Annotated in this window: 11 protein-coding genes; 7 read left to right on the forward strand and 4 right to left on the reverse strand. The window is 45.1% G+C overall.

Going from position 1 to position 13,251, the window contains the following annotated elements:
- Positions 1–8: 8 nt before the first annotated feature.
- The 4 genes from L3V23_RS01715 to dsrO form a co-directional block, all read right to left on the reverse strand.
- On the reverse strand, positions 9–587 hold the full coding sequence (locus L3V23_RS01715) for a c-type cytochrome (RefSeq protein WP_237291954.1): 579 nt from the start codon (positions 585–587) through the stop codon (positions 9–11).
- Positions 588–770: 183 nt separating this feature from the next.
- A complete protein-coding gene (locus tag L3V23_RS01720) occupies positions 771–3,863 on the reverse strand; it encodes a tetrathionate reductase subunit A (RefSeq protein WP_102966058.1) in 3,093 nt (1,030 codons plus the stop codon).
- A 12-nt stretch (positions 3,864–3,875) separates the two neighbouring features.
- Complete coding sequence (nrfD, locus tag L3V23_RS01725; RefSeq protein ID WP_102966059.1) at positions 3,876–4,973, reverse strand: NrfD/PsrC family molybdoenzyme membrane anchor subunit; 1,098 nt, start codon at positions 4,971–4,973, stop codon at positions 3,876–3,878.
- Positions 4,970–5,737, reverse strand: a complete 768-nt coding sequence (gene dsrO, locus L3V23_RS01730) for a sulfate reduction electron transfer complex DsrMKJOP subunit DsrO (protein ID WP_102952899.1) — start codon at positions 5,735–5,737, stop codon at positions 4,970–4,972. The genes nrfD and dsrO overlap by 4 nt, the downstream gene beginning before the upstream one ends.
- Before the next feature lie 176 nt (positions 5,738–5,913).
- Between dsrO and L3V23_RS01735 the strand changes: the two genes are divergently transcribed.
- From L3V23_RS01735 to L3V23_RS01765, 7 genes are all read left to right on the forward strand, one after another.
- Positions 5,914–7,701: a PhnD/SsuA/transferrin family substrate-binding protein gene (locus tag L3V23_RS01735; RefSeq protein WP_102966060.1), complete on the forward strand. Its 1,788-nt coding sequence runs from the start codon at positions 5,914–5,916 to the stop codon at positions 7,699–7,701.
- 22 nt (positions 7,702–7,723) lie between these two features.
- Positions 7,724–8,338, forward strand: coding sequence for a response regulator (locus L3V23_RS01740; RefSeq protein WP_102966061.1), 615 nt, complete (start codon positions 7,724–7,726; stop codon positions 8,336–8,338).
- 158 nt (positions 8,339–8,496) lie between these two features.
- A complete protein-coding gene (locus L3V23_RS01745; RefSeq protein ID WP_237291955.1) occupies positions 8,497–9,210 on the forward strand; it encodes an AzlC family ABC transporter permease in 714 nt (237 codons plus the stop codon).
- The gene (locus L3V23_RS01750; RefSeq protein ID WP_102966062.1) at positions 9,200–9,517 is read left to right on the forward strand and encodes an AzlD domain-containing protein; all 318 of its coding nucleotides are present in this window, start codon (positions 9,200–9,202) and stop codon (positions 9,515–9,517) included. Before L3V23_RS01745 ends, L3V23_RS01750 begins: the two co-directional genes overlap by 11 nt.
- A 101-nt stretch (positions 9,518–9,618) precedes the next feature.
- Positions 9,619–10,455, forward strand: a complete 837-nt coding sequence (locus L3V23_RS01755) for an AraC family transcriptional regulator (protein WP_237291842.1) — start codon at positions 9,619–9,621, stop codon at positions 10,453–10,455.
- A gap of 22 nt (positions 10,456–10,477) precedes the next feature.
- Positions 10,478–11,092, forward strand: coding sequence for a LysE family transporter (locus L3V23_RS01760; protein ID WP_102966063.1), 615 nt, complete (start codon positions 10,478–10,480; stop codon positions 11,090–11,092).
- 245 nt (positions 11,093–11,337) lie between these two features.
- Positions 11,338–13,218, forward strand: coding sequence for a methyl-accepting chemotaxis protein (locus L3V23_RS01765; protein ID WP_102966064.1), 1,881 nt, complete (start codon positions 11,338–11,340; stop codon positions 13,216–13,218).
- The last annotated feature ends 33 nt before the right edge of the window (positions 13,219–13,251 follow it).

The following is a 13,251-nucleotide window of genomic DNA, read 5'->3' on the forward strand; positions in this document are numbered from 1 at the left end:
GCAAACTCCTAGTATCGAAATGACGCAAAGTAGAACGACAAATTTTCTATTTCATCGTCTGTTAGCTTTTGGGCAATGGTAGACATCATATTGAGTGGGTCGCCACTACGAACACCCTTCTTCCAATCATGAAGTTGCTTCTTCAGATAATAAGCATGCTGACTTGCTAAGCGAGGGAATTGCACCACACCCATCCCACTGGCGGCATGACAAGTGGCGCACGCGGGAATATTTCTGTCCCAATCCCCTTGATAAACCAGTTTTCGATAAGGGTTGCTGATATCGGCTTGAGAACCGCGCTGTTCGAGATTAGTAAACTCATAGCTAGGCAATGACGCATAGTACTCGGTCACTTCTTTGCGAATTTGAGGCTCACTCAGCTCTTTTGCCATCGGGCTCATCAGGGGATCTTTACGTTCACCGGATAAGAACAGCTGAATTTGGCTATCCAGATATTCCGCGCTTAACCCTGCAAGCATCGGTGCAATATTTGGCTGACCTTTCCCATCCTGCCCATGGCAACTGGTACAGACGCCAGCTTTGACTGGCATTTCCGCCGCCTGAATACTGACTGAGGCAACCAGCATGGGCAAAGCAGCCCATAGTTGTAAATTTGACATGCTGACTCACTATTACTACTTCTATTATTACTCCTACTATTGTCAGTATTATTAGTAAGTCGACTATTGTGGATTTCCACATAACGACATAAAACACCGCCTCTATCACTACGACTAAAGGCGATGTTGCAAGTCACTAAGTGCTTTGTTTTATGCTTTATAAATCCGAGCTGGCAGTGATTGACGTGCAGCAGCTCCCACCACCCAGTCGAGCAATACGCCTTTGCCTTCTCGGGTTGGATCAATCATGCCAATATCGTTGATGTTGACACCATCGCTAGTCTTCATTTTTACAGGCTGTTGTTTGTCGCCAATCCAGTGAGCACGTTCGCCCAATTCGGTATGACCAAAGCCGTGCTCGAAACCCAATGTCCCCGGTTGAATACCATCAAGCACCATAGCTGTCGCCTTAATTTGAGCGCTCGGCGTTTCCACAACAAAAAGGTCTCCAGTTTCAATACCCGCATATTGTGCATCTTTCGGATGGATATAGACCGGATTGGTTCCTTTTATTGAATGCAGACGTGGTGACAAGTTCGAAACCGCACTGTGAATGTTCGATTTAAAATTGGTGAGTGACATTGGCCATTCGCTCTTAGGATATCTCTCCTCTATTGGCGTACCGTCACTGAGTTTTTGCGGATGCCAGCTCGGGCAGCCAGTGTACAATTCGCCGGTCATGGTATTACGCGAAGTACCCACCTTTTCATTCCAAATCGCCACCGGACGGCTCCACTTATACTTCATCTCTTCGCCTTTATAGGCTTCCGTTGCGTTCTCAAACCTTCCTCCACGGGCAAAAATAAACGCAACTCTCTTCATCTCTTCAGGTGTTAACACTCTCTGCATCGCTGGCAGCAGTCTTTCCAATCCAGACCAAGCAATATCTTCCGCAGAAACCTCAGGCACGCCGCCTTTGACATAAGCTAAGTTGGCCGCCGAACGTAAGTAAAAATCTTCGGCGCTATGAATGGCATGCCACTGCCCTTGTGTATCTTTAACTGCGTTTTCACCAAACCCGCCCAGCTGCATTTTCTTCGCTACATCGATCAAGAAATTTTCCAGACAAATTGGACGACCATCCGCTGTTTTCTCAGTACGAGGCTCAACAATTGGCCAACGTGCAGTGACCGCTTTTACGGGTACGCCATGCCACGGACCGGCCATCCCCCAGCTTTCATACGTCACAGTATCTGGAACCAGATAGTCAGACAGCGATGTGGTTTCGTTGATAAAGGCATCCACAGACACAATCAAACCCAAGTGTTTCGGATCTTTTAGCTTATCTTCCAATAAGGTTTTTAGCCCCGGAACACCATAAAGTGGGTTCGCTATATGGTTTATCCACGCTTTTATGCGATAAGGGTAACCATCCACAGCGGCGGATAAATGTTCTGTCAAAAGCGGAGCGGATATTGGATACCAAGGAGCTCGTGTTGGATATGGCAATTGCCCTGCGGCCACTCTTCGCTTGTATTCGCTGGTTTTCTGATAAGGGAACTTGCTACGTGATAGGAAAATACCTTTCGGGCCGACTTTACCTTCAAACTTGGTGAAATCGTAGCGAGGTCCATCCTCAGAAGTCGGATAACCACCCGCTTTTGCCATCGCGCCACCTTTGAGGTTGATGTTCCCCACCAGCGCATTCAACATCAAAATAGTGAACGAATTATAGAAACCATTGCTGTGCATATTTCCGCCGTGAGTATCGACAACTGCTTTGGTGCCATAGCTGGTAAAACGCTTAGCCAATGCAATAATGTCTTCTTTAGCAATCCCGCATTGTTGGCTGTAAAAGTCCAAATCATATTTGAACGCCTCCTCTTTTAAACGTTGTAAAGAGGACTTCACCTTAACGAATACGCTTCCAAGCTTGACCTCTGTTTCAACAAACAAAGCCGCAGTGTCACTCTGAGTATGTAAAGCGAACTCACCACTTGTTGCGTTCACAACCACATAAGGGTCAGTGTCTGAACGAGGCTCGCCCGTAAACGGTAAACCCATATCCGAAGCGCGAAGAAAGCTGCCGTTTCTAGGATGAGTTTCGTCACTGATGACTAAGTGAGTCGCGTTGCACCAGTGAGCGTTACCCGCCTTTTTCATTGCCTCAACCCCCGGCTGGGCAAGAAAGTTCTGGTTATAACGTTGGTTTTCAATGATCCACTGAATCATCCCCAGTACTAAAGCTGAGTCAGTGCCCGGATTGATCGGTAGCCAGTTATTTCTGTCTGCGGCAGCAAGACTGGATGAACCGGCAGGCAAGCTCGGCGTCACTATGGTGTATTCCAACTTGCCGCTGGTTCTGGCTTGCGCTAACTGACGCGCCTGACGTTTAAACGGATTACCTGCCTGAGCTGGCGACATTCCAATAAAAATCACATATTCCGCATTATCAAAGTCAGGTTTTAAATGGGCATATTTGTCTAAATCATTGAGCAGAGCACCACTTCCGGCACGAAACGCGTAACCACAGTACGAACCATGATGACCAAAGTTACGAGTGCCGAAACTGTTGAAGGCAAAGCGCTTGATGATATCGTCACGCCCTTCATTCGAGGCATTAGTAACCAGCAATTGGTTGGCTTTAGGACCGTATTCAGGATTCTCTGGATCAAGCGGTGTTTTTACATCACGTATCGCTCGCAAACCATCCACATGTCCCTCACCGAAGAGGTCACCGCCTTCGATAATCTCTTCCAACAATTGTTCGTAACTGATAGGAATCCAACGACCTTCGCCGCGCTTACCCACTCGTTTTAATGGCTGAGTAATACGATATGGGCTATTGCGAACCTCCAACATACCATTGCCACGAGCACACGCTGTGGAGCGCCCTTCCAAGCCCGCTTCACCAGCCAAACTCAAATAAGCGTCTTTAACCGGTGTCTCAAATGGAATCGCTTTTTGGTGCGACAACGGGTGATACGGATTACCACTGATACGTAAAATCTCGTCAGTTTTATTATCGATACGTACCCGCAAACCGCACAAAGTCCAACAACCAAAACACATTGAAGGCGCGACTCGCTGATTTGGATTGGGAATCAAATTCCCCTTTGCGTTGACCGTATACTCAGCTTCCAGTGAATTACCATGATGAATATCCTTAGTTGGGCTGCCAGCTTTACCTTCAACCACGCCTTCGACCATATGTTTGGTTGTGGTCGCATAACCTGCTGCAAACGCACCTGCACCACCAACGGCGAGGCCAGACTTCAAAAACTGACGACGTTTATTGTCCATAGAACTGTTCCTCTAATTATTGATGAGTAGATGTGAATGTTTGTCACTGGATGAAACTAACTCGCTAGCCAGCAGAGCAAGAGCCAGCCATAGACCGAACATCCCTACAATACCCAGTAAGCCATCAGATCCTAATGAGAGCTGATACGGAATCGGTCCAATATCGTATTTGGCAATGGTCTGAACCTGCATCATGGTGACCCAACGTACAACCCATGCAGCACCAAGAGCCAACAACCCCATCATTAGCAAACCTGTTTTTCTGTAATGCTCTCGCAGACAAAACATGCCCCAGACAACGCTGAGTAGCATCAAAACTGAAATCATTGCCAGCTGATGTACCCACTCATTGCTGAGATATAGCGAAAATGTCTGATTATTCGACGCCCAAATCGGTACAAGCACCAATGAAAGAACGCTGCTCAATGAGACCACTTTTTTCAGCAGATTGAGATCAAAGGACGTCAGTGAATCTTGCTTACTTTTGTTTGGGAAAAGCAGCCAGACAAACAGCGTAAAACCCACGGCACCTAAGAAGGCAGAAACAAACCAAAACAGTGGCGATGCAGGCTGATTCCATAAAGGACGGGAATGTACCGCCATAATCTCAGCGCCGGTATACACCGCAATGGTTAAGCCAGAAAGAGCGGTGAACAGAGACACTACTAACATGTGTTTATGAGAAATCTGCCATTGACCCAGCGTCAGTTTGGAAATCCATCTGAACACTTTTCCTTGGCTATCACTTAATTTCATCAAGTCATTACGCAAGTACAACCAAGTCGTGATTATCGCCAAGCCGGAAAACACAGGTAACAACAGAGAACCTAACGACATCCATGACCATGGTGTGAAATATACGTAAAAATGCCATGCTCTACCCGGCTGATGAAGATCGCCAGTCAGTGCAAGCGGGCCGACTACAGCGCCAATCGCCATAGTGAGTACCAACGCAGCACGCAGACGATGGCTACTTTGCTGATCAAATTTTAACGCAATCACAAACAGTATCGCTGCTGCATAGGCCGAACCGATGTAGAAGAAATACTGAACGGCCCATGGCAGCCAAGCAACAGCCTGTGGTTGAACGAGAACTTCGGTAATGTTCATGCTGGTTCTCCTTGCGGTTCAAAAATCACAGATTGCCCTTGCAATGGATGAACAAACCTTTCGTTCATACCGATGTAGAACACATGCGGACGAGTATTTTCATTCGGTTTTAAAACCTTGAGATCATCACCATACTCTGCGATTAACTGACTGACGTGACTGTTCGGATCATTGATATCGCCAATCACCCTTGCACCACCTACACAGGTTTCCACGCAAGCAGGCAACAACCCTTTTTCAAGACGATGAGCACAGAAGGTGCATTTATCGGCGGTCAACGTGTCATGGTTGATGACGCGTGCATCATAAGGACAAGCTTGAACACAGTAAGCACAGGCAACACAACGACTGTTATCAACCATCACAATGCCATCGTCACGCTGAAAGGTGGCTTGTACCGGACAAACTGCAACACAAGGTGGGTTGTCACAGTGATTACACAAACGGGGTAAGGTAAACGCTTTTACGTTTTGCTTTGCAGATGAGCCATCTTCCAGAGTCACTTCGTATTGTTTGACTGTGGTTCTGAACTGACCAATCGGTATTTGGTTTTCCACACTGCAAGCAACCGTACACGCCTGACAACCAACGCACTTACGTAAGTCAATCACCATGGCGTAACGCTTACCAGTTTGTCCTTTTCGGTCTGGCGACTGGTTATTTCGTATCACGGTACTTGCTGTTGCTGTTCCAACACCCGTGATTGGAATCAAAGCAGCACCAGCAGTAACGGCACTCATGAAGCGTCTTTTGCTCGTATCCATCACTCACCTGCTAAATTTATAAGGGTTCTGTGTTTATTGTCAGAAAAGCCCCTACTTGCCGATATAGTGGATTTCCACATACCCAGATCAAAGTTGATCTAAAACAAATGTAGCTAGCAGTAAGATGCTGTTATCCTTAGCCATATAAGGATTTCAAACGGACAATTCAGGCGATGATGAGAACGGGTATACAGCACATTGCAGCTCTGCTTTTGGCAAGTATCTCTCTGCTGTGTTCTGCGTTCAGCTTTGGACAATCAACAGAGAAAAACTCTGTTGATATTGGTGTGTTAGCCATACGAGGCAACTTGTACGCACAGCAGCGTTGGCAACCGACAATGGATTGGCTGAGCCAACAAATTCCTGATAGCGACTTTATCCTTCATCCTCTGGATCTTGAGAGTATGGCAACCGCCGTGCAGAATCAGAGCATGGATTTCATCCTGACCAATCCCGGCCAAGCGGTGCGTTTGGGCAGACAGTTTGAACTGTCGTGGTTAGCCACCCTCAACAGCGGCCTAGCCAGTCACTTTAATCACACCATTGGCTCAGCCGTGGTGGTGCAAAAAGACGCTCCATATTTCAAAATCGAAGAGTTAGCAGGAAAACCGATGGCTGCGGTTTCAGAACGCGCGTTCGGGGGGTATCTGACGCTGCGCTATCAAGTGTTAGAAATGGGAATCAACCCGAATGACTTCTTTGCCAATGTTCGTTTTCTGGGCTTTCCGATCGACGCCAATCTCTACCAACTGCGAGACAAGATTGTCGACGCAGCAATAGTTCCAGTTTGCCTACTCGAAACCATGCAACATGAAGGATTATTGGAAGCCAATGCTTATCGAGTGATTAATGCGCAGACACCGAATGATTTCCCTTGTCAGGTATCGACTCGCCTTTATCCAAACTGGTCGTTTGCAAAAACTGAGCGTGCATCTTCTCAACTGGCAAAACAGGTCACTCGCGCCTTACTGGCAATGCCATCGGACAGCCAAGCGGCTATTGCTGCCGGAGCCTCTGGCTGGACATCTCCCGCCAGCCTTTTGTCCATTGATAAACTTTATCAGGCGTTAGACCTCCACCCATTTCAAGAACCTTGGTGGAAAGAAGCCTTTCGTTGGCTGCGATTTCATCAGGAATGGGCATGGGCAGTATTTGTATTTGTCATCGTTTTGAACGCTTATCACTTTTGGCTTGAATACCGTTTCAGCAAAAGTAAGCAGGCTCTGGAACAGACACAATCTCGACTTAAAGAAAAAAGTGAACAGCTTGAACACTCTCAGCGCGTAGCCATTGTCGATGAGCTGGGAAGCAGCCTTGCACATGAAATCAACCAACCTCTCGCTGCAATACGAAATTACAGTGAAGGTGGCTTATTGAGACTTTCTAAGCAAAGACCGAATGAAGATATCGTGCCGGTCTTTCATAAAATTCAAAAAGAGGTGGATAGAGCAGATGCCATTATTCATCGTTTACGCAATCTCATTAAAAAACGCAGCATCGAAAAGCAACCGAACAATGTAGAAGATCTGATAACCGACACCCTAGAGTTAATGCATTACCGGTTGCAGAAACACTCGGTATTACTGATGCGCGAAACGGAAGGTGACGTCATTGCCGCTGACATTGATTCCGTGGGCATGCAGCAAGTGTTAGTAAACTTATTAAATAACGCCATTGATGCCTGTATCAGCTTCCAACAACACCATAAAACTGAAGACTATCAAGCAACCATTACTGTAGAGGCTGAATATCATCAGGACAGCCTGCTGGTTAAGATTACAGACAATGGCACGGGGTTAGCGGGAATTGAAATAAACGACGCCTTCTTTACAACCAAAGAGAACGGACTTGGCTTAGGGTTAGCCATATGCCGAGATGTTATGGAAACCCACCATGGTCAGATTAAGTTGGAGTCTATAAAACCTCACGGCTGTATGGTCACGCTTTCGCTGCCCTATTTTTAATGGATCACCAGGAATATCACTTATGAACCACATCAATGCACAACTTCCTGTTTATGTCGTCGACGATGACGAGTCCGTTCGTGATTCGCTCGCCTTTATGCTTGAAGAACACGATTTTAAAGTGACTACATTTGAAGACGGCCAACTGTTTCTGGATTCTGTCGACATCACCAAACCAGGCTGTGTGATATTGGACAGCCGAATGCCACAACTTCGAGGTCAGCAGGTTCATCAAATTCTTAACGAAGCCAACAGTCCTTTAGCGATCATTTACCTCACTGGCCATGGTGATATCCCAATGGCTGTCGACGCTCTGCAAGAAGGCGCAATTCACTTTTTTCAAAAGCCGGTAAAAGGTGACGAACTGGTCCAAGCCATCATTGATGGACAAGCCCAATCTGCGGCCAAACTCGACTGGGTTGACGCCAAGGCTTGCTATGACTCGCTAACCAAACGTGAAAAAGACATACTCAGACTGATTATTTCAGGCAAACGCAACATCCGTATTGCTGACGAACTTTGTATTGCCATGCGTACTGTTGAAGTTCACAGAGCAAGTCTGTTAAAGAAATTCTCGGCTCATACTGTTGCGGAACTCGCCTATATCTATGGAAAGCTGACAAACAGTATTAAATAGTAATCCACGTGTCCGCCGACTTCGTCTAGCAACCTCATTCACTCCACTTGGTTGTTTTTATTTTGTTAATGGATTGAAAAAGTTCCTTACAACCTCAACATAAGAAATCATAAGCATAATTGCCTTCTTTGTAAGATAAGGAACGTCTTTTGTCAGAAATAGATTTAAACGATCTCAGGTTTTCCGCTCACCACTTCTATTCTGGTGTTCGGAAATTCTTACCTATCTCACTCTTTGTTGCCATATTTGGTGCGGCTTTTGGGTTAGCAGCTTCTCAAACCGGATTAGATGATCTTTCAACTGTGTTGATGAGTGCTGCTGTTTTCGCTGGCGCATCTCAGTTCGGTAGTCTGAATTTATGGGGTACTGAGGTACCTATTCTTCCGCTGGTCGTCACTGTTTTTGCTATCAACGCCAGACACCTTTTGATGGGCGCCTCTCTTTACCCTTGGTTAAAACATCTCAATCCATTAAAGCGATACGGCGTAATGATGGTCGCATCTGATGCCAACTGGGCGATGTCTTTGCAGGCGTTTAATCGCAGGGAATATGGCAAAGCTTTGGGCATATTGCTTGGTGGCGGGTTAACCATGTGGGTTTTCTGGATCGCAGGCACTTGGCTTGGTCTCTATTTCGGTAGTTCTATCAGTGACCCAAAAGCCTTTGGTCTCGATATGGTGATGTCGTGCTTTTTGCTCACCATGGTTCTGGAAGGTAAGAAAGATCAACGCACCTTGATCATTTGGGGTGGCGCTGCCGTGGCGTCGGTTTTGGCATATCTGTACTTACCTGAAAACAGTCACGTTTTTGCCGGTGCATTAGTCGGCGGTTTATTAGGCATTATTTTGAAGGAAGAATCACATGAGCATTGAAACCGCAGGAACTGGTGCACTTTTCGTTATTCTGATTATGGCGCTGGTCACACTGGTCACTCGCTGGGGCGGCGTGTTTGTCATGAGTTTTGTGCCGATTAATCAAAAAGTACAACAGTTCATTGCGGCAATGTCGGGTTCAGTGTTAGTTGCGATTATTGCACCTCTGTTAATCCAAGGTGATATGGGAGCAAAACTCGCACTTGCGATGACAGCGATATTCGCTTTAACAACCAAAAGACCGTTAACCGCAATAGCCTTAGGCATTGCAATGGCAGCGGTAACAAGGCAAATGGATATTTATTAAGTTTGATATCCAAGAGCAATAATGAGCAATTTTGTTCAAGTTTTCGATTCAGCGAGTAACTATACTGGGAACTATAGGAATCACACGTTAAGGGAATCGTTTTGAGTGCCAAACAAGAAAATCGCTTTCAGTTCAGCAGTAGTCAAAAGCAGCTAGTCACCGCACTAGAAGCAACGATGAGCGATTTTTCTTATGCCAAACATGCGCATGAGGAGTATTCCCTTGGCGTTACTCTGAAAGGTCGCCAAGATTTTTTCTGCCAAAACGCTTTCCATAAAAGCCCAGCAGGCGGAGTACTGCTCTTCAATCCTGAAGATGTGCACGACGGTCATTCCGGTGTTAGTGAAAGCCTCGAATATGTCATGCTCTATATTCATCCCAATGAATTGAAGCCGCTTTTTCAAGCGTTAGGTTACGGAAAAGAGGCGACATTAAGAGTAGACCGTCCGTTACTCAATGATCCCGTGCTAAGACACCAAATTCTAGCAATGCACCAACTCGTCAGTGAGTCAAACCACTCGACTATCGAGTTTGAAAGCGGGCTATTTCATATTGCGCATTCTTTAGTACGCAAAGCCGGAAAACTCAATCATGATTTCCATACACCTCTGTCGAAAAAAGATAGCCTGTTAACCAGAGCAAAAGATTTCATCATCGATCATATTGACCAAGATATTTCCATCGATGACGTCGCTCAAGCCGCTGCTATGTCCAAGTATCATTTTATTCGCTTATTTCATCGTCAGTTCGGTATTACCCCTCATCAATACGTGCTGAACTGCCGCATTAATGCTGCGCGTAAATATTTAGAAACTGGCTTACCTTCCAGCCATGTTGCACAACTATCAGGCTTTGCCGATAACAGTCATCTCAATCGTCATTTTAAAAGAACGTTTGGCATGACGCCTAAACAATACCAGCTACAACTCTGTTCTTAATTCCATACATTTGGAGCTTTCAATGTTAGAAATTCTCGCTTATGCCATTGGTGTAATGTACACCCCTGGCCCAATTAACCTATTAGGTCTACACAGTGGATTAAATGGTAAAACTCGTGAACATATTGGCTTTTTCGCCGGCGTGGGATGTGCCATGTTGATTCTGTTTATATTTCTCGGTTTCCTTGGGCTTAAATTTATTAACCCTTCTCTACTGCCATACATCAGTCTAATTGGTTGTATTTACATAGTTTATATTGCGTGGAAAGTGTTTCGTGCAAATATCAATATCTCAGACAATAAAGCTAACGTATCTATATTAAGTTTCAACAACGGGTTATTTATGCAACTGCTTAACCCGAAAGCACTGGTCGCTACTATGCCAATTTCAACCATTCAGTTTCCTGCCGCGGGTATTAGTGGCAGTGCGATTGTCGTTTGGTCTGTAGGCTTAGCCTTTCTGGCTTTTGGCGCACCAAGCAGTTATTCCTTAGCAGGAATGGTCATGGGGAAACGGATTGAGAACCCAATCTATTTCAAAACCTTCAATTTGTTGATGTCCGCATTATTGATTTTCGTTGCCACAAGTATTGGTTATGAGCATGTTTATCGTGCGCTTCTAGCATCACATTATTAAAAAATTATTATCACTCGTTGGCTTTTTCCAATCTTGCTGATTTCTATTTGAGTTCAATATACACAACTGTATAAGCCCCTTATTTCATATATGGTTAGCTCTGAAATTGACCCAAAATATGTTTTAGGAAAACTCTATAAATTTTGCCTACCGAATTAATGACAAAAAATATATAGTCGGCACAAATAGATTATCCATACGTAATGTATATATTTAAAGATTGCAAATTGCCAAATGAGGGAATCATGAATAGATTCAAACTACAGACTATCGGCACATTGAGTCTGCTCATAGCCGCTATTGTGATACTAATAGCAGCGTTAGATTACCGAGCTTTTAGAAATGAAAGCATTCATCAACATAAAGAATTATTGCGGGAACACAACGCAACAATTGAAGCCACACTCAATGCCAAGTTTGAAAGTTACCGCAGTGAGCTTGCAGCGCTTAGTACGTTTGAAGGTGATACAGAAGGAGGCAGCTTAGCCTCTCATGTCATCCGCCAGCTAAAAACCTTGCAGCGAGTTCAACAAGATGTCAGTGAATCCGTGTCAATTTTGACCAGTGATGGCAGCTTATTCAGTTCTGATGGTGAAAAACTGCCTTTCAACGCTAAAGAGATGAACCGCTCTTACTACAATGCCGTGTTTAACCAAGGCAAAGAGTTCTACGTCTCTGAACCGTTTAAATCTGTCGTGACGGGCCACCTAGTTATTGCAGTTACTTATAAACTCAATAGCGAAACCGCAATCACAGCAAACGTCAAAGCAAGTGCCGTTTTAGGTGCTTTTGCAGATAAAAAAGACATGTTCCTTTATGCTCACGATGGTTCAATTTTGCACTCTCCTTACCCTGAGCTTATTGGTAAAAATATCTTTGATGAGCGTCCACGATATAAAGAATTCAGTGAGTCAAATCCTGAGCTAGGCTACACCGCAGTAGTGAGAGGAAAGGATGTTGATTTTACTGCTTTCTGGACTCACCTTGAAATAAGCGGCTGGAACTTTGTTACCTTCACACCGAACAGTGAAATTGAACAAGGGGCCAACGACCAGCTTATTTACGCTGCAATAACCGGATTAATCTGTATCGTTTTGGCCAGCGGTGTATTGATGATGATCATCAATAAGTTAGTGTTAAGACCCGTCGGTGGAGCTCCAGATGAAATCGCAGCGCTAATGGAAGAGATGGCCACGGGTAACCTTTCGCACAACTTTACTAAAACTGGTAAAGAAACGGGTATTTACCTCTCTCTTATAAACCTATCAGCTCAGTTGTCCACATTGATCAAAAACTCGTTGAGCATTTCAGAAAATGTCTCTTCGGCAGCGCAAGAACTGAACGTTGTGATGAATGAAACGCAAAACAACGCTCAAGACGAATTGCAGCAAATGGAGCAGGTGTCGACTGCGATTAATGAGCTGTCTTCTACGTCTCAAGAAGTGAGCAACAAAGCCGTCATGGCAGAAGACGAAGCTAGAAAAACTCAAGACAGCGTTATAAGCGGTAAACAAACGCTCGAACAAAACATCGTCTTGACCGATAAGATCAGCCAATCGGTGACCAACACAGCAAGCATTGTCAGTGAGCTCAGCCAGTTGGTTTTGGAAATCGGCAGTGTTACTGAAGTTATCAATAACATCTCTGAACAGACTAACTTGCTCGCCTTAAATGCGGCAATTGAAGCTGCACGTGCTGGTGAACAAGGTCGCGGCTTCTCAGTTGTAGCTGATGAAGTCAGGGTTCTTGCTACTCGTACTCAAGAATCAACGGTCAGCATTCAGAAGATAATTGAAAGATTGCGTGGGCAGTCTGAAAAAGCCAACAAGAACATGATGGAAAACGTTGATTTAATCGAAGACTCCGTCGCTCTGGCAGATCAAATCAAAGCAGCATTTGAAGAAATCGCAGCGGCTTCACAGTCGATTTCTGATATCAACACTTTGGTTGCCACCGCATCCCAACAACAGTTTGCGGTAACCGAAGAAATTTCTCAGTCCATCACCAACACTTTTGATTTGGTGAACCGAAATGTTTCCGCTATCCATCAAACTCTGCAAGCTTCAACAGAACTTGCACAGTTAGCTGAAGCTCAAACGAATGAACTGGAATATTTCAAAGTCTAGTTAAACACCCGCTCCTCTTTCTGATCACTCGGA

It is taken from the genome of Vibrio sp. A1-b2 (assembly GCF_021726015.1).
Taxonomy (GTDB): Bacteria; Pseudomonadota; Gammaproteobacteria; order Enterobacterales; family Vibrionaceae; genus Vibrio; species Vibrio diazotrophicus.